Annotated in this window: 22 protein-coding genes and 1 tRNA gene; 8 read left to right on the top strand and 15 right to left on the bottom strand. The window is 57.9% G+C overall.

Going from position 1 to position 22,661, the window contains the following annotated elements; all coding sequences use genetic code 11:
• Nucleotides 1–359 precede the first annotated feature (359 nt).
• The 9 genes from B7444_RS13015 to hisB form a co-directional block, all read right to left on the bottom strand.
• Nucleotides 360–1,493, bottom strand: a complete 1,134-nt coding sequence (locus tag B7444_RS13015; protein ID WP_146911367.1) for a site-specific integrase — start codon at nt 1,491–1,493, stop codon at nt 360–362.
• 129 nt (nt 1,494–1,622) lie between these two features.
• Nucleotides 1,623–1,698: transfer RNA gene (locus B7444_RS13020), tRNA-Glu, on the bottom strand.
• Nucleotides 1,699–1,748: 50 nt separating this feature from the next.
• A complete protein-coding gene (locus B7444_RS13025) occupies nt 1,749–2,114 on the bottom strand; it encodes a histidine triad nucleotide-binding protein (protein WP_007284041.1) in 366 nt (121 codons plus the stop codon).
• Nucleotides 2,115–2,127: 13 nt separating this feature from the next.
• Nucleotides 2,128–2,502, bottom strand: a complete 375-nt coding sequence (locus B7444_RS13030) for a phosphoribosyl-ATP diphosphatase (RefSeq protein ID WP_007284040.1) — start codon at nt 2,500–2,502, stop codon at nt 2,128–2,130.
• Nucleotides 2,503–2,506: 4 nt separating this feature from the next.
• The gene (gene hisF / locus B7444_RS13035; RefSeq protein ID WP_007284039.1) at nt 2,507–3,268 is read right to left on the bottom strand and encodes an imidazole glycerol phosphate synthase subunit HisF; all 762 of its coding nucleotides are present in this window, start codon (nt 3,266–3,268) and stop codon (nt 2,507–2,509) included.
• Nucleotides 3,262–4,611, bottom strand: a complete 1,350-nt coding sequence (hisA, locus tag B7444_RS13040) for a 1-(5-phosphoribosyl)-5-[(5-phosphoribosylamino)methylideneamino]imidazole-4-carboxamide isomerase (protein ID WP_035729192.1) — start codon at nt 4,609–4,611, stop codon at nt 3,262–3,264. Before hisA ends, hisF begins: the two co-directional genes overlap by 7 nt.
• Nucleotides 4,608–5,246 (bottom strand): imidazole glycerol phosphate synthase subunit HisH, encoded by a 639-nt coding sequence (hisH, locus tag B7444_RS13045; protein WP_007284037.1) that lies wholly within the window; start codon nt 5,244–5,246, stop codon nt 4,608–4,610. The genes hisA and hisH overlap by 4 nt, the downstream gene beginning before the upstream one ends.
• Nucleotides 5,231–5,623 carry a hypothetical protein gene (locus tag B7444_RS13050; protein WP_007284036.1) on the bottom strand — a complete coding sequence of 131 codons (393 nt, stop codon included), beginning with the start codon at nt 5,621–5,623 and terminating at the stop codon, nt 5,231–5,233. The genes hisH and B7444_RS13050 overlap by 16 nt, the downstream gene beginning before the upstream one ends.
• Nucleotides 5,620–6,216 carry an imidazoleglycerol-phosphate dehydratase HisB gene (gene hisB / locus B7444_RS13055; protein WP_007284035.1) on the bottom strand — a complete coding sequence of 199 codons (597 nt, stop codon included), beginning with the start codon at nt 6,214–6,216 and terminating at the stop codon, nt 5,620–5,622. Before hisB ends, B7444_RS13050 begins: the two co-directional genes overlap by 4 nt.
• A gap of 77 nt (nt 6,217–6,293) precedes the next feature.
• On the opposite strand from hisB, the gene B7444_RS13060 reads away from it, so the two are divergent.
• Genes B7444_RS13060 through B7444_RS13070 form a run of 3 tightly spaced genes read left to right on the top strand, consistent with a single transcriptional unit; the run spans nt 6,294 to nt 9,215 of the window.
• Complete coding sequence (locus B7444_RS13060) at nt 6,294–6,995, top strand: nitroreductase family protein (protein ID WP_007284034.1); 702 nt, start codon at nt 6,294–6,296, stop codon at nt 6,993–6,995.
• A gap of 5 nt (nt 6,996–7,000) precedes the next feature.
• Entirely contained in the window at nt 7,001–8,185 is a 1,185-nt protein-coding gene (ubiM, locus tag B7444_RS13065) for a 5-demethoxyubiquinol-8 5-hydroxylase UbiM (protein ID WP_007284033.1), read from the top strand.
• 19 nt (nt 8,186–8,204) lie between these two features.
• Nucleotides 8,205–9,215: a zinc-binding alcohol dehydrogenase family protein gene (locus tag B7444_RS13070; RefSeq protein ID WP_186810583.1), complete on the top strand. Its 1,011-nt coding sequence runs from the start codon at nt 8,205–8,207 to the stop codon at nt 9,213–9,215.
• Between the two features lie 16 nt (nt 9,216–9,231).
• Here B7444_RS13070 and B7444_RS13075 read toward each other — a convergent pair whose 3' ends face one another.
• From B7444_RS13075 to B7444_RS13095, 4 genes are all read right to left on the bottom strand, one after another.
• A complete protein-coding gene (locus tag B7444_RS13075; RefSeq protein ID WP_007284031.1) occupies nt 9,232–10,686 on the bottom strand; it encodes a glycosyltransferase family 2 protein in 1,455 nt (484 codons plus the stop codon).
• A gap of 16 nt (nt 10,687–10,702) precedes the next feature.
• Complete coding sequence (locus B7444_RS13080; RefSeq protein ID WP_007284030.1) at nt 10,703–11,188, bottom strand: hypothetical protein; 486 nt, start codon at nt 11,186–11,188, stop codon at nt 10,703–10,705.
• An 85-nt stretch (nt 11,189–11,273) separates the two neighbouring features.
• Entirely contained in the window at nt 11,274–13,649 is a 2,376-nt protein-coding gene (locus tag B7444_RS13085; protein WP_231502776.1) for a DUF3772 domain-containing protein, read from the bottom strand.
• 178 nt (nt 13,650–13,827) lie between these two features.
• On the bottom strand, nt 13,828–14,901 hold the full coding sequence (locus B7444_RS13095) for a quinone-dependent dihydroorotate dehydrogenase (RefSeq protein WP_007284027.1): 1,074 nt from the start codon (nt 14,899–14,901) through the stop codon (nt 13,828–13,830).
• A 103-nt stretch (nt 14,902–15,004) separates the two neighbouring features.
• On the opposite strand from B7444_RS13095, the gene B7444_RS13100 reads away from it, so the two are divergent.
• Nucleotides 15,005–15,220: a hypothetical protein gene (locus B7444_RS13100; protein WP_007284026.1), complete on the top strand. Its 216-nt coding sequence runs from the start codon at nt 15,005–15,007 to the stop codon at nt 15,218–15,220.
• A gap of 2 nt (nt 15,221–15,222) precedes the next feature.
• Here B7444_RS13100 and B7444_RS13105 read toward each other — a convergent pair whose 3' ends face one another.
• Both B7444_RS13105 and B7444_RS13110 read right to left on the bottom strand, forming a co-directional pair.
• Entirely contained in the window at nt 15,223–16,068 is an 846-nt protein-coding gene (locus B7444_RS13105) for a sugar phosphate isomerase/epimerase family protein (RefSeq protein WP_007284025.1), read from the bottom strand.
• 4 nt (nt 16,069–16,072) lie between these two features.
• Nucleotides 16,073–16,882: an alpha/beta fold hydrolase gene (locus tag B7444_RS13110; RefSeq protein WP_015073530.1), complete on the bottom strand. Its 810-nt coding sequence runs from the start codon at nt 16,880–16,882 to the stop codon at nt 16,073–16,075.
• Nucleotides 16,883–17,010: 128 nt separating this feature from the next.
• On the opposite strand from B7444_RS13110, the gene dusB reads away from it, so the two are divergent.
• The 4 genes from dusB to ntrX are packed head-to-tail and all read left to right on the top strand — an operon-like array spanning nt 17,011 to nt 22,635.
• Nucleotides 17,011–18,102 (top strand): tRNA dihydrouridine synthase DusB, encoded by a 1,092-nt coding sequence (gene dusB, locus B7444_RS13115; protein WP_007284022.1) that lies wholly within the window; start codon nt 17,011–17,013, stop codon nt 18,100–18,102.
• A gap of 45 nt (nt 18,103–18,147) precedes the next feature.
• Complete coding sequence (locus B7444_RS13120; RefSeq protein WP_007284021.1) at nt 18,148–18,876, top strand: sigma 54-interacting transcriptional regulator; 729 nt, start codon at nt 18,148–18,150, stop codon at nt 18,874–18,876.
• Nucleotides 18,873–21,239, top strand: coding sequence for a sensor histidine kinase NtrY-like (locus tag B7444_RS13125; protein ID WP_016738119.1), 2,367 nt, complete (start codon nt 18,873–18,875; stop codon nt 21,237–21,239). Before B7444_RS13120 ends, B7444_RS13125 begins: the two co-directional genes overlap by 4 nt.
• Nucleotides 21,229–22,635: a nitrogen assimilation response regulator NtrX gene (gene ntrX, locus B7444_RS13130; RefSeq protein ID WP_048855194.1), complete on the top strand. Its 1,407-nt coding sequence runs from the start codon at nt 21,229–21,231 to the stop codon at nt 22,633–22,635. Before B7444_RS13125 ends, ntrX begins: the two co-directional genes overlap by 11 nt.
• The last annotated feature ends 26 nt before the right edge of the window (nt 22,636–22,661 follow it).

A 22,661-nucleotide genomic window follows, 5' to 3' on the forward strand; every position in this document is an offset into this window, starting at 1 on the left:
GGGTCAGCCGTACGACAGTCTGGCGGACCGTCCACTGCGGCCTGTACTGTTCCAATACCGGGAGTTGAGGAACAGTACTTGCTGTCTCCCTCAGGCTGTTATTGACAGCATTCCTTAAATGACCGGTTTCGGTACAGATTACGTTTTGGTAGATATTTAGTTTTTATTTGAGAATTAATAACTTGGATCACGAATCATAGCTACGTTGCCGTGGGTTAAGACTGCGATGCAGTCTTATTATTCAAGTAATTTCTAGGTCTGAAATCGAAGTATTCATCCTGCGAAAAGAACTTGTCGTAATCATATGCTTTGTTATACAATAAAATTTTCTGAAGATATTTATTTAATTATTAAAATAGTTACTCCATATATAGTATGCCCAGAAGCCTTTCCTGTTCTTCGATTTTTTCAACAAGCTCCGAAAGTATCGGTTGATAATATCTATCGAGAGATTTGAGATCGCGATGGCCTGTTACTCGCATTAGGTCCAGCGGGTTCGTCAGAAATCTTGCCAACCGGGATGTTGCTTCATGACGTAGGTCGTGGAAGGTCAGATTTTTCAGCTCTGCTTTTTTAACGATACGTCCATAGCGAACTGAAAAAGCCTTCTCGTTTCCCACATTGAACAGCCTGTCGGTTGCCGCAGGAGCCTCAGGCATCTCTTCTAGCTTTTTCAGCAGTAAGCGACGTGCTCCTGGTGTCAGGGGTCTTTTCTCGTCTCCGAGTTCTTCGCGGTGTTTGTCGTTCTTGACACGTTCCAAAGAAAGGGTCTTGCGTTCGAAGTCGATATTCTTCCAGCAAAGCGAGACGGACTCTGAGAGGCGGCAAGCCTGTTCAATGGACCATTTCACAAGCCAGGCGTCATCCGGGCAATGAGAGCGGGCGACAGCAATGATAAGACGCTCGTACTCGCTTTTTCCGTAATCATTGTCCGTGTTGCCAGACAGTCTGCGATTGCGCTTCTTGTCTGCGCCGGGTGGTCGTTTCACAACCCTACCCGAAGCGTGATTGACCGTATGGATATCCCATTCGCTGATTGCGTGCTGAATGATGCTGGCCAGAAGGTTCAGGCGTTTGACGACTGTGGCCGGGGCATAGCCATCTTTCAGCATTCTGTCCCTGAAAGCCCGGACATCCGTAGGCAGCCATTTGCTGACCATGACATGAACCACCGGGTCATCCAGCAGGGCAGGGATATGACCTATCCTGTCCGCTTCTCGGTGAGCCATGCAGGTGTCGCGATAACGTTCCACCAGTTCCCTGATGGGCATTCTGTCGAGAGAAGAGGTATCCTTGAACTGTCCAAGGTCGACTTCGGCTCTTTTCTCGTTGAGCCAGCGTCGAGCCAGAGCTGAGGAGGCAAAGGTCTTTCTCAGACGTTTGCCATCGACCATCTTGCGGGCCTGATACTGTCCGGGGCCACGGTACCAAACACCCTTGGGAAGGGGTTTACCTGTGGCCGGGTCGAGTCCTGATTTGTCTGTTTCGCTCATGCGAAGCCCCTGACAGCAGAGAGCCATATTTTCCTGATTGGCTCAGGAATGGCTCAAAATCCAATATATGGAAAGTCAGGATATTATCCAATTACCACTAAAGTCCGCAGAAAACTGCGATAAATTAGATGGTGTCCCATAGGGGATTCGAACCCCTGTTGCCGCCGTGAGAGGGCGGTGTCCTAGGCCTCTAGACGAATGGGACTAGGGCGAGGGGGTTAATAGAAGACCCCCTCGGGCTTGGCAAGCGTTATTTCAGGATTTTTTGGAGAGTAGCGGTCCGAGGGATGTGCCGCCGAAAAGATGGACGTGGAAGTGCGGAACTTCCTGCCCGGAATTAGGGCCGGAGTTGCTGATGAGACGAAAGCCTTCTTTCGTCAGGCCCTCGTCTTCCGCGATCTTTGCGACAGCGCGCCAGAACCCGGTGATCTCGTCAGCAGAAGCTGTCGCGCTGAAATCCGCGATGGACACGTATGGCCCTTTAGGGATGACCAGTACGTGGATTGGTGCCTGAGGTGCGATGTCATGGAAAGCGAGTGCGTAATCGTCTTCGTAAACCGTGCGGGACGGAATTTCCTTGCGAAGAATACGGGCGAAAATGTTGCTGTGATCGTACGTCATGTGAATGCCTCCTTCAGCCAAGTTTCTCTTTGGGACGGGAGGCTTTTTCGGCAATGCCGCTGGTGCCTTCGCGACGCTTCAGTTCTGCCCAGACGTCTTCCGGGGAAACGCCTGCGTCTACCCACATAACGATCAGATGGTACAGAACGTCAGCACTTTCTCCGACGAGTTCCTTGCGATTGCCATTCACGGCTTCGATCAGACACTCGACAGCTTCTTCGCCAAACTTCTGGGCAATCTTGTTCCGTCCGCGTGCCATCAGACGTGCGGAATGGCTTAGCGTCGGGTCCGTGCCGCGGCGGGACTGAACAGTTTCGAAGAGGCGTTCCAGCACATGCTCTCTTGCTGGAGATGCCTTACGCTCTTCCGGTTTTGCTGCCTTTGCCATTGCCTTATTCTCCAAGTCTGACCGGAAGGCCGGCCTCGTTCAATGCCTGTTTGACGTCCCCAACGCGGAACTGTCCGAAGTGGAATACGCTGGCTGCGAGCAGGCCGCTTGCACCAACCTGTGCGCCTTCAACGAAATGGTGGAGTTCACCCACGCCGCCAGATGCAACCACGGGAATGGTGACGGTGCTACAAACGGCCTTTAGCAGGTCCAGGTCGAAACCGGATTTCGTGCCATCACGATCCATGCTGGTGAGCAGGATTTCGCCTGCGCCCAGATCCTGCATCTTTTTGGCCCATTCCACCGCATCCAGTCCGGTAGGTTCTCGGCCGCCCTTGGCATAGACTTCCCAGCCACCACGACCATTCGACCGCGCATCAATTGCCACCACCACGCATTGGCTGCCAAAGCGCTGCGATGCTTCGCGGATCAGTTCCGGACGCGTGATCGCCGCTGAATTCACGGCGCATTTGTCCGCACCGGCCAGAAGCAAACGCCGCATGTCCTCACAGGTACGGACGCCCCCGCCAACCGTTAGCGGAAGGCAGATGGCTTCAGCAGTCCGGCGAACGACATCCAGAATGGTGTCCCGGTTCTCGACGCTGGCCGTGATGTCCAGAAACGTCAGTTCGTCTGCACCAGCGGCGTCGTAGAGTTTTGCCTGTTCGACCGGATCACCCGCATCGCGAAGGGAGACGAAGTTCACCCCTTTGACGACGCGGCCGTCCTTGACGTCCAAACACGGAATGACGCGGAGTTTCAGCATGAACCGAGCACGTCCAGAGCGTCCTTGAGGGCAATGCGGCCATCATAAAGCGCGCGGCCGACAATGGCACCGGAAATGCCTGGAACCGTGCGGGCGATTTCACGCAGGTCCTTCAGGTGATCCAGGGTGCCAACACCTCCGCTTGCAATCACAGGGATAGACAGGCGGCGCGCCATATCAGCCGTTTGTTCCAGATCCAGACCGGCCAGCATACCGTCACGCGTGATTTCCGTGAAGATGATGGCAGCAACGCCAGCGTCTTCCATGCGGAGAGCCAGATCATTGGCTTCCAGCTCGGAAACTTCGGCCCAGCCCTCCGTCGCGACACGGCCCTGACGGGCATCAATGCCGGCGACAATCTGTCCAGGGAATGCACGCGCTGCCTGACGGACCAGTTCCGGGTCCTTGACGGCGACGGACCCAAGAATGATGCGGGACACGCCAGCTTCCAGCCAACGCTCGATCGCGGCCATGTCACGGATCCCACCGCCCAGCTGAACGGGCAGGCTTGTGGCCTTCACGATGGATTCAATGGCCGGGATGTTCGTGGATTTGCCAGCGAAAGCACCGTTCAGATCCACGACGTGCAGGTGACGGCAGCCGGCTTCCTCAAACAGACGCGCCTGTGCTGCCGGATCATCGGAATAATGCGTGGCATCTTCCATTTCGCCGCGACGCAGACGGACGCAGGCACCGTCTTTCAGGTCAATGGCGGGGTAGAGTGTCAGACCATGGGCGGCTTTTTCTGGCGCTTCGGATGGTACGGGTGCGCCACCGGCATCAGGCGCGGCGATGCTGGACTGCCAGCGTGCAGCTTCATGTTCACCGGCAAGAAGTTTGGAGAAGAAAAGTCCGCGCACCGTCTGGCCTCCGATCCGTGCATAATAGGGGTGGGTTCCCCAGTGCTCAAAGTCGAGCGACCGGAACAGCCCGATAGCAGCGTCATGCGTTTCACGCACGTCGCAATTAATAACCTTGCAGCCCATGGCTTTCGCGCCCTGGATCATGGCATTGGCCAGAGCGCGACCAAGACCACGGCCACGCGCATAAGGGGCTACGAAAAATCCTGTCAGATTGACGGTCGCGGCATGGGCTTCATAGCTGGAGGGCGGCCGGGCAAGCTGACCCGCGCCACAGATCATGCCCTTGTCGCGGACGACATAAAGACTGCGTTCCGGAACGAGGAGCATGCCCTCGAAGTAGCGTTCCAGTGCCTGAGAGCCAGGCGGCTGCAGCCATCCAAAGCCCCCACCATCAAGAATGGCCGCCGTTACAGCCTCGCACAGAGCTTCCATGTCATCGGGAGGCAGGGACGAGACGACGCGTTCGCAGGTAACGGTCATGATGTCCACCGCAGGAAGTTGCCCATGATGGTAAGGCCGACAGCCTGACTTTTTTCAACATGGAACTGCGTGCCACAACGGTTGCCGCGAGCGACGATAGCTGGGACCGAAGAACCATACTGTGCAGTTGCTACCAGTTCGTCAGGGTTGCCGTCATGGAGGGCAAAAGAATGGACGAAATAGCCATGCACCCCGGGTTCCAGCCCTTCCGTCAGCAGATGCGCGCCGGGCGTGAAGTCCAGAGTGTTCCAGCCCATATGGGGCAGGCGCAAACCGGCATCCGCAGCTTCGTCCATGCGGCGGATATTACCGGAAATCCAGCCTAGGCCTTCAGTGCGACCATGCTCCAGGCCATATTCGCTCATGAGCTGCATGCCGACGCAGATACCCAGAAAGGGTGTGCCGTTAGCAGTTGCGGTCTCGAGTGTATTGCGAAGGTCCGTGCCCAGCCCTTCCGCACAGTCCGCGAAGGCGCCCTGACCCGGAAGGATGAGACGATCCGCATTCAGGATCGCATCGGCATCGCGGGTGATGGTGACGTCGGCGTCGATACCCCGGAGGGTAGCGGCTTTGCGGGCGGCCTGAGCGGCCGAGGCAAGATTGCCACCGTTATAGTCAATTACGACGACGCGCATGGGAACTCCGGGGGTGAAACGGGAGAAGGTTGCCGGTCCGCCCAGCGGAGCAGCGCAATATCCTTGCTGGGGGCAGTGATCGGCGCACCGATCTGGCGCCCGTTAAGGCGCATCTCCCACAGGCGGATATCGGACGTGAAAGTGGCGAGTGCGGCATGCAGGCTGACAATGAGGGCCATTTCCCAACGCGCCGACACCAGAAGGTGGAGCAGGATCGAAACGGCCGCCGCCATCATGGCGGAAATCCAGGTGCCGTAAGTCAGGAGGCCCAGCCAGCCGAAAAACAGAACCCGCCAAGAAAAGCCCTCCTGCACCATGACGGGCAGGCCAAGCGGACGGGACGAGTTCGGGTCAACGCAGGGTGTGAACAGCTTCACAGGACGCCCTTGGTGGACGGGATGGCGCCTGCCGCCCGCGGGTCCATGGAGACGGCCACGCGGAGGGCACGGGCCACGGCCTTGAAGCCGCTTTCCGCGATGTGATGAGCATTGGTGCCAGCCTTGCAGGTCAGATGCAGGGCAATATGGGCAGACATGGCGAAAGCACGGAAGAACTCTTCGAACAGTTCCGTATCCATCGTGCCGATCTTTTCGCGCGGGAATGTGACATTCCACGCCAGATAGGGTCGGCCGGAAATATCCACGACTGCTTCACACAGTGCCTCATCCAGCGGAACCAGAGCATGACCGAAGCGCTCGATACCGCGCTTGTCACCAATGGCCTGACGGAATGCCTGACCGAAAACGATGCCGACATCCTCAACCGTGTGATGCCCGTCGATATGCAGATCACCCTTGGCCACCAGCTCCAGATCAAAGCCACCATGTTTGGCAAGTGCCGTCAGCATATGGTCGAAAAAGCCGATGCCACTGTCCACGGTGGAGCGTCCCTGACCGTCGAGGGACAGGGCAAGAGTGATGTCGGTTTCGCTTGTCGCGCGGTGCAGACGGGCGTGACGGGTTTCGGTCATGGTGGTTCTGCTACACCAGCGTGAGGGTTATTTCCACGCTGTCCCTGAAATGAGTGATGGAAAAGGAGGCTCATAGAGTGCCGCAGAACAGGGTTTCTGTCACCTCTCTTCAAGAGTTTGGGCAAGACTCTGCAAGCCTCTTGGCGGATGCGGTCGATCGCGCCATATCTGAACCCATGGCACATCATCATGCATCCCTCGAATTCCTTCTCTCCCGCGCCTCGACGGATAACCTCGTGGAGCCGCCCCCCAAGGGAGATCAGCTTCGCAATATCCTGTCCGCTGCGCTTCGAGCGCCGGATCATGGTCGGATGCGGCCCTGGCGTTACACGGTTATCAAGGGAAAGCACCGTGAGGCGTTTGCCCAGGTTGTGCTGGACGCCATGGACCGGCAGGAGCCGGATGCCCCTGCCGCCAAAAAAGCCAAGCGCCGGGACCGCTTTTCAAGCATGCCCATGATTATTGCTCTGGGGATGCATATTGAGCCCGATGGCAAGATTCCGGTCATTGAACAGGAAATGTCTGTGGCAGCCGGAGCCATGAACGTTCTCAATGCGCTTCATGCGGAAGGCTTTGGCGGCGTCTGGGTGACGGGCGCATTCTCGGAAGACCGTGCTCTACTGGAAACGCTGGGTCTCAAGGAGCCTCATCGTCTTGCAGGTTTCCTGTTCGTAGGGACGTCGGAAAAGCCGGTCGAGGGACGCAAGCGGGCCGATGTTGATGACTACATGGCCATCTGGAAAGGTGAGCCCGTCACATTTGGCGCAGACGCGGGCTGAGGCGCATGCAGTATGATGTGATTGTCGCGGGCGGGGGCCCGGTTGGGCTTGCTTGTGCCATTTCTCTTGCACGGGATGGGCGGCAGGTTTGTGTTGTTGAGCGGTCTCCGCTCTCCATTCTTGCTGATCCACCATTCGATGGCCGCGAAATTGCCCTGACACATCATGCGTCCAACTGGCTGAAAGATGCCGGGGCCTGGGTTGAAATTCCGGCAGAGTCCATTTGCCTGATGCATACGGCCCGGATCGAAACAGGAGCTGTCGGGAGTGCTCCGCTTCTGTTTGATGCGCCTGCTGAGGGGCCTGAGGCGCTGGGCCATCTTGTTGCCAATCACCTGATCCGCCGTGCGTTGTATCGCGTTGCAGCTCGTACACCCGGCGTTGAAATCCGTGCAGGCGAAGGGATTGAGACAGCGCGGCATGATGCCCGATCCGCGAGCGTGACGCTGACAGATGGTACGAAGCTGAACGCAGACCTTCTGGTCGCGGCTGATGGCCGCTTCTCGAAACTACGGGATGCCGCCGGTATCGGAGCGATCGTCCATGATTTCGGTCGCAGTATCCTTGTGTGCCGCATGCATCATCCGGAGCCTCATGCCCATACGGCGCTTCAGTGGTTTGATGAAGGCCAGACCATCGCGCTGCTTCCGATCGCGCCTGATGGACGGGAAGGTGCATCGTCCTCTCTGGTACTGACACTGCCAGATGATGACATTGCCCGTCTCAAAACCCTTGCGCCGGAGGCTTTCAGTGCTGAGATCACGGAGCGCACACACGGTCGCATGGGGCCGATGACGGTCGAAAGTCCGCGCTGTTCCTATCCTCTGAAGGCTGTGTATGCCCATCGCTTCCATGCGCCGCGCTTTGCCTTGATCGGGGATGCTGCCGTCGGGATGCATCCGATTACCGCGCATGGGTTCAATCTGGGTCTGAAAGGGCAGGAAGTTCTGGCGCGCGCCATTCATGACGGGCCGGGGGATGCAGGGGCACCTTCGGTTCTGTCTAAATTTGCACGGACGCATCGTTTGGCGACGGCGCCGTTGTTCGCCGCTACGAATGCCATTGCGACAGTTTATACGCGTGATGAAGCGCCATTCCTTGCAGCACGAAAGCTCGGGCTGGCGGTTGCCAACCGGCTTCTGCCATTCAAATCCGCCGTCACCAGTATGCTGATGGATCGTCATTCCTGAAAAGCCTGTGGAGTTTCCCATGAAAGCGTTCGGACATACCCGTGCGACCCGCATTGATGAAACGGATGCGCTGATAGAACTGGACATTCCTACTCCCGAGCCGGGGCCGCGGGATGTTGTGGTTGAGATTTCGGCAGTATCCGTCAATCCGGTTGATACGAAGTTGCGTTCCGTTGCTCCCCCAGAGGGGCAGGTGCGTGTTCTGGGTTATGATGCAGTTGGTCGGGTCGTTGCGACCGGCGGCCAGGTGCGCGGGTTCCGGGCTGGTGATCGCGTCTTCTATGCTGGAAGCAGTCTGCGGCAGGGAAGCAACGCCCGTTTTCAGGCCGTTGACGAACGTCTCATTGCGCTTGCTCCTGAAAGTCTGACGGATGAGGAGGCTGCTGCGCTTCCTTTGACGGCCCTGACGGCCTGGGAGCTTCTGTTTGATCGACTGGGTCTGCGGGCAGGAGAGATGGAAAACCCGGATGCGCTGCTCATCGTCGGCGGGGCGGGCGGCGTTGGTTCCATTCTGACACAGATCGCACGACGCCTTACGGGCCTGAAGGTCATCGCTACGGCGTCCCGACCGGAGACCGTTGAATGGTGCAAGGCCATGGGCGCGCATCATGTGATCGATCACCGCCGGCCTCTGGATCAGGAGCTGACGCGCATTGGTATCCCGCATGTGCGATATGTGGCCGGGTTAACGGCGACGGGACAGCACAAGGACGCGATTGTTCGTGCGCTGGCTCCACAAGGTGCGCTGGCCATGATCGATGATCCTGCCGAGTTCGACATTATGCCGTTCAAGCGCAAGTCGCTGTCCGTGCATTGGGAATATATGTTTGCGCGCCCTGTCTTCGAGACACCTGATATGGCTGTGCAGGGGCGTATTCTTGGTCAGGTCGCCTCACTGGTGGATGCCGGGCTTCTACGCACAACCCTCCATCAGACCATCGGTCCGATCACGCTGGAAAATCTTCGTAAGGCGCATGAACTCATGGAGAGTGGCAAAGGGATCGGAAAAGCCGTTCTGTCCGGCTTCTGAGACCTTTGCTTGAGTGTCAGGAACGAAGAAGGCTCTTCAGTTCCTGCCGCTTGTTTTCTTCCAGCTGATCGGTGAGTAACGGAAAGATAGAGACCGTCAGCCTCAGGTCTTCGCGGGACAGAGCACTGATCGTTTGCAGGGACGCTGGATGCGACAGCGCCTGAGCGGCAAACTGAAAGGCTGGGCCTGTCAGAATTTTTTGTGTCAGGGACTGGTCGGCAAGGGAAGCAAGCTCAAACAGTTCCCAGTCCTTGGCAGTCCGGCGGTCTGAAAAGACTTGCCCTCCGAGCGCTGCCGGGACTGCACCGAGGTAGTATTCCTGGTCAGCCTGACGAAGTGCCACGACGTTCCGGGTGTTGGTATAGACGATGTCGTAGGGCAGGAAATCGAGAAGATTGGCGTCACCGTCCAAGGCGAGGGGAGCAATATTTCCCTCTTGATCCACGGCCAGAAGATAAAGGCGGCTACTTGTAGTTCCAAGGCGCAGTGCGAGAAGCGGTGTGTCCAGAAATTCCCCGGACATCACATAAGGGGTGGAATTTTTCACCCCGATCAGCCCTTTGTCCGATGTGGTGAGCGTAAAGAGTTCAAAGGCCGGAGCTTCTGATCGGGAAGTCTGTGTCAGGCTCTCCGGCAGCGCATCCAGAACACGTGCATGACACTGGCGGGCAACCTTGCGTTCCCATTCCCGGATGGTGCTCGTGTAGCGCTGGGGAGAGGGATCATAAACATCATTGTGGTCAGCGCCGGTGAAGCCATCTACCTGAAGGGTGATATCCTTACGTTTCCGTGCCCGGTCAATGTAATGCTCCATGCTTCGAAGCTGAAAATGCAGAATTCTTGCGCCGTTCCAGTCCGGAGGATCCTGAATGATCCCTTTGGTATCCGACCAATAAATTTCTCGTCCGGCAGGATCAACGTAGCTGTAAGGCGCGACGTCGAAGTAGTGGACATTGTACCAGTGTCTGCTCCACCGATCAGGTCTCAGGAAAGATTTGACGTGCCTGTTGATACCGTTTTCAGGTTTGTAATGGTGTGTAAAGGCGTGGAAGGCTGGCATGAGTGGCTTGGTGACATGGCCGGAACTGCCATAATTGCACCAGTTGATACCAACTGCCCCGACCTCATCCGGAAAGCTGCCCAGGAAGTCCTGGATCGTGTCGTGGTTCTGGAGGCTCAGATATTCGTCGGCATCCAGAAAGCCGATCCAGTCAAATTCGGCTTTGAGATGTTCGAGCGCTTCAAGGTAAACCAGCCGCTGGCGGTCGACATGTGACCCGCTGCCGCCTTTGATCCGATACAGGCGAATATCGTGCACACATGCTGCATCCGTAACGAGGCGATCCATTCCGTCTGTAGAGCCATCATCAAAGAGAATGACCGTATCGACGCCTAGCCTGACATACCATCCGAGCCATGCGAGGATATCAGAGGCCTCATCGCGGACGATGGCAACAACGGCAACTTTCATACGGGGCTGTTTCGGCTCAGTTGAAATGGGTCCGCAGGAGCGGAGTGGGCGAAATGCACAGAAGGATGAAGCCGAAAATGGCCATGACCTTCAGAGCGAAGAAGACCATATGCTGGCACATTTCCCCGGTCGTGGCCATCATCATGAACGGATCAGGCAACGGGAGGTCTATCTGCGGGGCAGCCTGCAGGCGCTCCAGGGTCGCGTTGCGCTGATTGGCCCGCTCGGCGCGGCGCCTTACCCTTTCGGTATCTGAAATGTCTGCTTTTTCGTATAGGGTGGAAAGATACGTTTCCAGATCTTCCCGACGATAAGCGGGTCGTCCGTCTGGCGTATGGGTGCGCTGTGGCCCTGCGCCCAGGATAGACAGTGTCTTGAGGCGCCGCAGGGAAAGACCAAGATAGACGGCAGCTTCCGGGGTGGCCAGCAGTCGCGAACGCAACGGCAGATGGAAAACCTGCCCGGTCGTGTTGTGCCCTGAAATGTGTGACGGCGGAGTCATGGTCCGTGTCCCGACAGTACTGACAGGAAAACCGTAATGGATGCCTGCCGGAAATGCGAGGTTTTCCGGCGAGGCATTTGATCCATCAGGCAGTTGTGAGGGTGATATTCTCCGAGCCAAAGCGGCGGAACACATCAAACAGGATGGCATCCTGAACATTCCCCCCGTCCCGCGCAGACATGATGCGGACACTCAGGCTCATCGTCAGATTGAAGTTTGAAAGTGCACTGACTTTCACAGACGGAGCGGGGTTGGAAAGAACTTCGGGACGTTGCGCGGCAACTTCGATCAGCAGGGATTTTACCTTGTCCAGATCCGCGGTGCTGGGCACCTTGAAGTTCACTGTGAGGACGCTGGTCGAGCCGGAAGTCGTGCAGTTCTTCACACTGGAAGTAATAAACTGCGAGTTCGGCACGATAAGTGTCGAACCATCGCCCAGGCCGATGTCCGTGGCGCGGATACTGATGCGCTTGACGTCACCCTTGGCTCCGGCAATCTCGACCAGATCCCCGACGCGAACCGGGCGCTCTGCCATCAGGATCATGCCGGACACGAAGTTCTGAACGATGGACTGAAGGCCGAAACCGATACCCACCGACAGGGCGCTGACGACCCATGTCAGATTCTGGACCGACAGGCCGGCAATTGAAAGAATGCCGAGGCCGACGAGAATCCAGGAGCAGTAGGTGAAGATACTGAGAATGGATGTGGTTGCCCCGATATCCAATTGTGTGGTCGGCAGGAAGCGATCCCGGATCCAGTGCTTTGTCTGACGGATCAGATAGTAGGCGACAATGACCAGTCCAATGCACAGAACAACGGTGTCGAGCGAGATTTTAACGCCGTGAATCGTGTTGCCGACAAACAGAAGCCGCAGCCGGTTACCGATATCGGCCATGCTGAAGCTGCCATCCGTCTGGGCGATGGAGAAGAGCAGCAGCAGCAGCAGAATGTTGCCTAATCCGGACAGGATGACACTGATTTGAGTCAGGCGGCGGGACGAAAGACCGAGGGCGTGAAGGCGGACACTGAACCGCCCTTCCGAATTAAAGACGTGATCCAGCACGCTCCGCCAGCACAGGCCCAGCAGTATGACGATAGCCAGGCCCGTTCCGATCGACAGCAGCCACCCGTTCAGCGAGAACGCGAAAGAGACATAGCCCAGCAGGATAGCCACCAGAGAAATGCCGAAGACCAGAGACGACAGACCAAGGGCGGTGGGGGCGAACGTCCGGGTATCGTCCTGATTGCCCAGACGTCGGAAGATGTCGACGGCGCAGATGCCGACTGTCAGGGAGAAGACGATTTCCAGAAGCGTCTGAAGCGTCGGGCCGAAGACATCCTGTGTCTGGAAAGCGCGAAGAAGATTCAGGGAAAGAATGCTGAGGGCCAGCATCCAGTCCACGCCACGGAGGGCCTTTCGTTCTCCAGGGTTTCCGGCAGCCAGAACCCCCTTGCGTCCGAAGACCGGAAGGCCGGCGCCGATGATGAACCCGCAGACCGGCAGACTTTCGCCAAGCGTCAGAGCGATCGGGCCGCCTTCCACATCAAGGGCGGCGGCGCTCCAGATCAGCCAGACAATGCCGTTGAAGGCCGCGCAGACAATGCCATTGAGGGTAATAGCGAGAACACTGTTGGCCAGAGCATCTTTCACGCCACTCTCGGCAGAGGTCCGAAATCTGGCCCCCGCACGGGATAGGGCTTTGAGGGTAAACGGTGAAATGACCCCAACCAGAACCAGCGTTCCGATGCCACCGACCAGGAGCATCATCCAGTCTGCCAGAACGCCGCCTGGGTGAAGGGATGAGCGGTTCTCCGGGCGTTCGGTCAGAAGGGCGCGCCAGAATTTTGGTGCTGCCGGAGAGATCGTGCGCTGTGACAGCGCTGCCTGTTGCAGGCGGGTGCGCCGTGTGGCCACAGCCGAATTCAGTTGCTGGGCCTGAAGGCTGTAAAGCTTGGCGCGCATCAGCGCGGACTTCACGGCCTGTGAATTCTGCTGGAGGCGCGCGCGCTGGGCGGTGACGGAACTGTCCTCATTGTCCGCGGCTTTTGGGCCAAGAATCTTGAGATAGGAATCCGTAATGTCGTCATAGGACTGGACCTGAGTCAGCGCATCCTGGGTATTCTGCTGAACGCGCTGGGCCCGGGCCGAAAGGTCATCGAGTTCGCTGCTGCCGATATTGGTGTCAGCGCGATTGAGTGTGGTGAAGATCTGCTTGAGGGTTGCAGAGCTGTCTTCAAGCTGATGGTTGATTGTATCCGCTACCGCACTCCAGCCCAGACCACCATTCGTATCTGCAGGAACTTTTTGCGGTGTGGTTTGTGTCGCTGAAGTCGCCGCTGGGGCAGCAGACGTCAGGAGAGGCACGCCACACAAGAGCGTCAGGGCAAGGAAAGCACCTCTGCGAGTGAGGCGGGTTCGCCGGGACTTTTCGGGCACTGTGGGTCTGGGCTCTCTCATGTGGGGCTTTCACTCCTGGTATTGATGTGTCGTTTCAACGATCTGAACGGGATCAAGGTTCAGGAAGGTCGTGTATACTTGCTGATCGGTCAGATTTTTATGTCCAGCAAACAGAAAACGCCCCCGCTTTTGACGACGGAGGCGCTTGGAAAAATCTTGTGTCTGGAACCGGCCTGCTTCAGGCTGGGCGTAGGGTTCCATGCGCATCAGCGATTGTCTCGAATCCGTTGCGGCGCATGGCTTCAAGAAGTTCTTTTTTCAGGCGTGCAAGAATTCCCGGCCCCTGAAGAACGAAGGACGAATAGATCTGCACCATATCTGCGCCCATACGGATCCGGTCGAGAATATCGTCACCGGTTTCGATGCCACCGCACGAGATCAGGGCAATTCGTCCTTTATTGAGGCCGGAGACGACTTTCAGGACTTCACGGGAACGCAAAGCAAGCGGACGTCCAGAGAGACCACCTGTTTCCGAAGCGAAAGCACTGTGGAGGCCAGCAGGGCGGGCAATTGTGGTGTTGGTCAGGATCAGGCCTTGCGCTCCGCCCGCAATGGCGGCTTCGAGAATGGGTTCATAAGAACTATCGTCCATGTCGGGCGCCAGCTTGACCAGAAGGGGAAGGCGGTCCGGGTTGCGGGTATTGATCGCTGCCAGCAGATCCGTGAGCATCTGTGCGGATTGAAGGTCTCGCAGGCCGGGCGTGTTGGGGGACGACAGGTTCATCGTCACGTAGTCCACATAGGGGCTGACGCGAGAGACGAGTTCCGGATAGTCGCGTAGGGGATCGGCGCCGATCTTGTTGATGCCAATATTCGCGCCCAAAGGCACAGTCGCACCGCGGGTGCGACCATTAGGCATCGGGCGGTGCAGGCGCGCGAGGTTACGGCAGAAGCGATCAATGCCGCAGCCATTGAACCCCATGCGATTGATGATCGCACCATCTTCCGGCAGTCGGAAGAGGCGCGGCTGTGGGTTTCCAGGCTGTGGACGTGGTGTCACGGTGCCTGCTTCCACATGACCGAATCCGAGTTTGGCAAGCGGGCGGACGGCACGGGCATTTTTATCGAAGCCGGCGGCCAGACCAATCGGGTTCGGAAAGCGAAGACCAAATGCGCGGGTGGCCAGGGCCGGAACGTCTTTCGGGGCAGACCCTCCAAGTCCGAGGGCCATGGAGTTTATGGCAAGCTCGTGCGCCGTTTCCGGGTCGAAGCGATGCAGGAGGGGTGTGGCCAGTTTTCCAAGATCAATCATGGGTCTCTTCCTTACCGCAAACCGGCTCGTGGTGCACAGGGCTGGGCACAACGTGAGGGTAGAGGGGTTGGCGGCAGCATGGGGACGGGATAGACGCGGAACAATGTGGGAAGAACCCTATCTTGAAACGTGTTGCCGCTCGACCCTGCACCGGTTGCTCCTTTGTGGCGATGCAGGGCGGCCAACGGGGCTACGTGACCAGCCCTGTCTGGAACGTCTTGAGCGCATGGGGTTCGTGCGTCTGCGTGATGACGGTCGGTTCGTGATTATGGAAGCCGGTCTGGAGCGGCACCGGCTGGAAATCGGCCCGACGGCCTGAATTCAGGCTTTTTGCCATGCCTGTTCCAGGCCTGCACGGGAGGCTGCAATCAGGTCGTCAAGGTCGCCATCATAGAGGCTGTCCGGCACATCGGATGAAAAGATCTCAACCGTACACGCACCCCGGAACCCGGCCTCCCAGGTGGCATGAAGCAGATCATGGAGCGGGATCAGCCCATCACCGGGGATCAGGCGGTCTGTTGGGGAGAAGGGCGTGCGCCAGTCGCTGACCTGAAGGGCGTTGATTTTGTCTCCCGCACGGTGGATCGCAGCACAGACATCATCCTGCTGCCAGATGTTCCAGTAATCCAGACACAAGCCCATGGCCGGGTGCCCGACGCCGTCAATGATGTCCATCGCCTGATCGATGGTCCAGATGGCGCTTTCGATATTCACAGAGGTCGGGTTCAACGGCTCCAGCGACAGGGACACGCCAAGATCGGCCGCCAGAGGGCAGAGATCCCGCAGATACCGGATGGTCTCGTCCATGACCTTATGCATGTTGCCGGCTGGTGGCGCACCCGTATTGGTGACGAAAACGGTGCCGGGCGCATAGGGCGCAAGTGTCTGAAGACTTTTTCTGAGCCGCGCGACCCGCTGTGCCGGTTCGGACGGTTGTGGAGCCATCCGGCTCTCGAAGAATGTGCGCACGGACGGCTGGATGGCGCTGATGACCATCCCGCTGCTGGCAGCCAGGGTCATCTGTTCATGGATGCGCGCAGGGTCCAGCTTCGCCTCACAGATCTCGATCGCCTGAACACCTGCAGCCTTATAGTGTGCAACATCTTCTTCGAAGGACCAGGGCTGGGTGGTGAATTCGTTCATGCCGAACAGAAAAGGCAGGGACATGGGATCAGCCTTTCAGGAACTCGATGACGGTCCGGTTGAATTTCTCCGTTTCATCAATGAACACCATATGGGCGCTGTCCTTGAAGAAAACGGCTTCACAGTTCGGCATATGATCTGCCACCCATGCGGGCCCGCCTGCGAGGAGGATATTGTCTTTCTCGGCCACCATCATGAGAGAGCGCAGACCGAGATGCGGCAGAACGTCTCGCCAGTCCTGGGTTGTATGATCCGCCATCATGGCAGAGCGGGCATAGTCGGGGCTGGCGGCCATTTCACGCAGGAGAAAGGTTTTCTCCTCCTTCGGAATCTCATGACTCAGGCAGTCCGCCAGATTGTTTTGGTCGAAATTTTCGGAATCGAGAAAAACCTGCTGCTGGAGGTAGGCCAGTCCGGCCTGATCATAGCAGGTGGCGTGGCCGAGCTTCCATTCCGGAGAATAATACTGTTTGGGTGTCTGCTGCACGAAGATAGCGCTTCGAAGGCGTTCCTGTCCGAACAGCTCCAGATAGGACCAGATGACCGGACAGCCGATGGACCATCCCAGCACCGTGGCATCCTGAAGGTTCAATGCTCCGATAAGGTCCCGCAAATCAGCTGCAAGGCGCGCTATGCGGTAACCATGTTTCGGTTTGTCCGAGCGTCCATGCCCGCGAAGATCCATGGTGATGACACGAGCGTGTTCGGACAAAGCTTCAACATTGCGATGGAAAAACCGACCCGAAAACGTCCACCCATGGATCATGACCAGAGGGCGTCCGTGCCCCTGCTCTTCGTAATGGATACGCGTTCCGTCGGTCGCGGTGATGTGGGGCATGGGAACTTCCTGCGTTGCCTTGCTGGGGATGGAAGAGGTGCTATGTCATAGCGTTTCAGAGGCGTTAACGGTTTCGTGGCAAAGGAGCGTTTGCGCTTGCGCGGACGCATCGGTAAATTGATGGTGTCATGACAGCTTCCTCCTCTTCTGCTCCCCCGAACCGCGTTCTCGCGCCGATTGATCTTGGCCAGGGTGTGGTGATCGAAGACCCGGTGATCCTCGCTCCGCTTTCGGGCGTGACGGATCTGCCGTTTCGTCAGCTTGCGCGCGATCTGGGCGCCGGGCTGGTCGTTTCGGAAATGATCGCGTCCTGGGCGATGATCCGGGAAAACGAGAACACCATGCGGATGGCGCGTTCGGCTGATAACGGCCCGAATGCGGTTCAGCTTGCCGGGTGCGATCCGGAGGCGATGGCACAGGCTGCGAAGATTGCGGTTGATGGCGGTGCAAACCTCATCGACATCAATTTCGGCTGCCCTGTAAAGAAGGTCGCGATTGGCCAGATGGCCGGCTCTGCCCTGATGCGTGACGAAGTGCAGGCGGGAAAGATTCTTGAGGCCACGGTGCGGGCTGTGAATGTTCCCGTGACGCTCAAGATGCGGATGGGCTGGGATCACAATTCCCTCAATGCACCACGCCTTGCGAAAATTGCGGAAGAGAGCGGGATCCGCCTTGTGACGGTTCATGGGCGTACGCGCCAGATGTTCTATAATGGGACGGCAGACTGGCGTTTCGTAAAGACCGTAAAGGATGCTGTAGGCCTGCCTGTTATCGTGAATGGCGACATCAACACGATCCGTGATGCGCGTGAGGCTTTGCATCAGTCTGGTGCAGATGGCGTGATGATTGGGCGAGGATGCTATGGCCGACCGTGGTTTACGGCGCAGGTGGCTCAGTCCCTGAAAACGGGGCAGGATGTTCCGGACCCGGATCTGGTAACGGAAAAATCTATTGCCCTGCGCCATTACCGCATGATGCTCGATCATTTCGGGGAGCGTCCAGGCCTGCGTCTCGCGCGCAAGCATGTGTCCTGGTACTCCGCAGGTTTGCCAGGGTCTGCCACGTTCCGGTCCGCCATCAACCGTGTGGATAATGCACCGGAAGCGATTGGCGTGATGGAAGAGTTCTACGACCGGCATATCGAAGCAGGGGTGGTAAGGGATCGTGAAAACGGACCTGCTGGCAGTATGCCGCGTGATGGATGCAGTGAGGCGGCTTGAGATCATGAGGCATATCCTGTCTGACCGTTATCGTTACCGTCAGGCATGATGACGCAGGTTGAACCTCTGCTGGCCGATGAGGCCTGCCGTCCCGTTTTTCTTTATGGCGCCTCGCGGCTGGACCGGCAGGATGTGGCGCGCCGTCTGCATAGCCATAGCCGTCGTGCGCAGAAGCCCTTCGTTGTCGCTGCGCTAACCGCCATACCCTGCGCCCTGCGGGAAGAAGCCCTGTTTGGTGGGCGTGAAGCGGGATGGTTCGCCCAGGCACGCGGAGGAACCCTGCTTCTGGACGAGATCGATTGCCTTGGGCCGTCCTTGCAGGTTCGTTTTATTGAGGAAATCGAACAGTTGGGGGCAGATGTCAGGATTATTGCTGCCAGCCGCCATGATCTGACGCTGCTGCTCCGGCAGGGTGGTTTTCAGGCTGGACTACATCGCTGGCTGACGGCATTCGAGCCGTCCCAGAGACTGGGGCCAGAGCGGATCAGTGCTGTCTGCCGGCTCCCCGGAGCCGGGAATGATCGACCGCGGGGGCTGGCCAGAGCACTTGAGCGCCCGCTGACAGAGTATTTCGAGACGGGTCTCGAGAATGATGCAGGCGACCTTCATGCCAGTGTGGTGGGGGAAGTCGAGCGTCCGCTCATTACCATGGTGCTGCGCCGGACAAGTGGCAATCAGCTTCGGGCCGCCGCCATGCTCGGTCTGAACCGCAACACCTTGCGCAAGAAGATCAGGGAACTGGATATTACGGTTCCAAAGGGAAGTGACGAGTGAGTTCTTTGTCTCCGGGGCGTGTGCTGAGACGACTGACAAGCGCCAACGGGGTGGTTCTCCTGACCGTCATGGCGCTGGTTCTGGCGTTTGCGACCTTTGTCGTTCTTGCGGGTGGAATGTCCCTGGCGCATCGCCCTCAGGTGCAGGCCATTATTTTCCTGCTCGACTTTATCATGCTCATGCTCATCACAGCAGCAGGCGTGGTGCAGATCGGGCGGATGCTGGCAGAGCGTCGTCTCGGTCTGGCTGGTGCGAGACTTCATGCGCGGCTCATTACCCTTTTCGGAATCGTGGCGGTTGCACCAACGATTGTCGTGGGAGCTGTCGCTGCGCTGTTCTTCCATTATGGCGTGGAGATCTGGTTCTCCAACCGGGTGAGCAATGCCCTGTCAGAAGCCCGCTCTGTCGCGGCCGGCTATTTGCAGGAGCACAACGATAATATCCGGACGGAAGCTTTTGCCCTCGCAAACACGCTCATCCTGATTCAGAACGATGAACTGTTCACACATGGAACAGACCTTTTTCACAATCCTTCGCGTCTTCAGGAACTGCTGGATGATGAGGTTTATGAACGGGGTCTGACGGATGCGGAAGTTTTCGATCCGTTGACCAACAAGGTTCTGGGGGTTGGCGGCCTTCTGGGCAATACGGACATGAATGCCCGGCCTCCGCTGCCACCGAAGTCTGTTGTCGAGATGGCGCGCGCCGGGGATGTCGCCATTCTGGATCGGCCTGATCAGCGTATGGTGCGGGCTGTTGTGTCGCTGGGTGGAAATTCGGGTCTGATGCTGGTCATTACCCGACCAGTAGATCCCGATGTTCTGGAACATATGCGCCGTACGAATGAACTCGTGCAGGACTACCAGCGCATGATTTCCAATCGGGGCAAAACGCAGGTCACGGTCGTGGTCATCTTCGGCCTGATGGGCCTGCTCGTTCTGGCGGTTGGTATGCTGACCGGTCTGGCTCTGGCGAACCGTATTGCCAACCCTCTGGGTCTTCTGATTCTCGCGGCAACGCGGATTTCCCAGGGTGATTTGGGTGTCCGTGTCCCTGTGCCGGCAAAATCAATCCGGGAGAAAGACGACGAGGTTGTGGGTCTGTCCCGTGCCTTTAACCGGATGACGGATCAGCTTGAGAGCCAGCGTTCCGAGTTGATGCAGGCTTACGATCAGATCAATGAGCGCCGCCGCTTCACGGAAACCGTTCTGGCAGGCGTGTCGGCTGGTGTGATCGGTCTGGATCGCGGGCAGGTTATTGAACTGCCGAACCGCGCAGCCTCCGTAGTGCTGCAACGCGATCTTCAGCCAGCGATTGGCAGAAAGCTCTCCGTGAGTGTCCCTGAATTTTCCATTCTGCTTGATAAAGCTCGCATTGCCCCTGACAGGGTCCATACGGATGAAATTCAGGTGGATACGGATGGCGCGCAACGGCCGGGGGGGCCAGGCGAAGGCGGAGGAGCCGGTGCGGGTCGGACGCTTCTGGTCCGGGTTGTGGCTGAATTGCGCGGGACGGATGTAGCGGGTTATGTCGTGACGTTCGACGATATTACCGCTCTTCAGTCTGCACAGCGCAAGGCGGCGTGGGCCGATGTGGCGCGGCGTGTCGCTCATGAGATCAAGAACCCGCTGACGCCGATCCAGCTCGCAGCTGAACGACTCAAGAGGCGTTTTCTGAAGGAAATTCAGAGCGATCCGGATACCTACAGTCAGCTTGTGGACACAATCGTTCGACAGGTTGGAGACATTGGCCGGATGGTCGATGAATTCTCGGCATTTGCGCGGATGCCGCAGCCTGTCATGCAGAATGAGGACTTCTCAAGGATCTGTCGTGAGGCTCTGGTCCTTCAGAGAAATGCCCATCCCGATATTGTGTTCGAGACGGTCAATCTTCCGCCATCCGGGCCGGTTGTACGCTGTGACCGGCGACTCATCGGGCAGGCACTGACAAATCTGCTACAGAATGCAGCCGACGCCATTATCATGACAGGCCGCGGAAAACCGGGAGAAAAGGCTTCTGACGGAACGGTGCAGCCAATCGGACACATTGTGGTGGGCTTGCACATTCGGGACGGGCATGTCCTGCTAGGGATAGAAGATGACGGGATCGGTCTGCCAGCGGGGGAACGCCACCGGCTGACCGAGCCTTATGTGACACACAAGGCGAAGGGCACGGGCCTCGGTCTTGCGATTGTCAAAAAGATCATGGAGGACCATGCCGGGATGCTTCAACTCACCGATCGGGAGCCCGATCCGTCCACCGGACGGCGCGGGACGCTCGTCACGCTGTCTCTGCCTTTGGCAGAAGCAGGCGGTGCGGGAGAGAAGGAAGGCCGGATCATGAGGATGACAGATGGAACATGAGATTCTGATCGTCGATGACGAGCCGGACATCCGGTTCCTGATCGAAGGTATCCTGAACGACGAAGGATATGCGACCCGCACGGCCGCGAACTCCGATCAGGCTCTGGAACTTTTCAGAGCCAACAGACCGTCCCTGGCCATTCTGGATATCTGGTTGCAGGGGTCGAAGCTGGACGGGCTTGAGCTGCTCAAGATCATGCAGGCCGAAGAGCCGGGCATGCCTGCACTGATGATCTCGGGTCATGGCACGATTGAGACGGCGGTCGCCAGTCTCAAACACGGTGCATATGACTTCATCGAGAAGCCTTTTCAGTCTGACAGGCTTTTGGTTGTCGTGCAGCGTGCTTTGGAAGCTGCGCGTTTGCAGCGTGAAAACGCAGAATTGCGGCTGCGGGCAGGGCCGGAAACGACCTTGTCAGGTGAAGGTGCAGCCGTTTCGGCTGTCCGTGGGCAGATCGAACGTGTTGCACCGACCAATTCCCGTGTGCTGATCACCGGCCCGGCGGGCTCTGGCAAGGAAGTGGCTGCGCGCATGATTCATGCGCGGTCCCGCCGTGCGGAAGGACCGTTTGTTGCACTGAACTGCGCCACGCTGGCTCCGAACCGCTTTGAGGAAGAGCTGTTCGGCCTTGAGGGCAGCGATGGACAACCAGCGCGCCGGGGCGTTCTGGAGCGTTCCCATCGGGGTACGCTGCTGCTTGATGAAGTGGCCAATATGCCTCTGGAGACGCAGGGTAAAATTGTCCGCGCCCTTCAGGATCAGACGTTCGAGCGGATTGGCGGCAATACGCGCATCAAGGTTGATGTCCGCGTGATTGCGACGACGAATCGTGATCTTCAGTCCGAGATCATGGCGCACCGGTTCCGGGAAGACCTGTATTACCGTCTTGCTGTCGTACCGCTGCGTATTCCGTCCCTGCGGGAGCGTCGGGAGGACATACCTGGTCTGGCCAAGCACTTTCTTGAGCGCTGCGCGCAATCATCAGGGCTTCCGATCCGTGAGCTTTCCGTGGACGCATTGGCTGCCCTGCAGGCTTATGAATGGCCGGGGAATGTTCGCGAGTTGCGGAACCTGATGGAGCGTCTGCTGATCATGATGCCGGGTTCGGGAAGTGATCCCATCCGTGCGGACATGCTGCCGTCCAGCATCAGTCAGGGTGCGCCCTCCATGACGCGGTTGAATTCCGGGGCGGATGTCATGAGCCTTCCACTTCGGGAAGCGCGTGACCTGTTCGAGACGCAGTATCTTCAGGTCCAGTTGATGCGATTGGGTGGAAATATCAGTCGTACGGCCAATTTTGTCTGCATGGAGCGCAGTGCGCTGCATCGCAAGCTCAAGCAACTGGGCGTGACGACACAGGAAGATCGCTCCACCTCTTCGGCGGTCGGAAGTTGAGCGATCTGTGACCCTATTTCTTCTTC

The organism is Gluconobacter thailandicus F149-1 = NBRC 100600, from assembly GCF_000964465.1.
Lineage (GTDB): Bacteria > Pseudomonadota > Alphaproteobacteria > Acetobacterales > Acetobacteraceae > Gluconobacter > Gluconobacter thailandicus.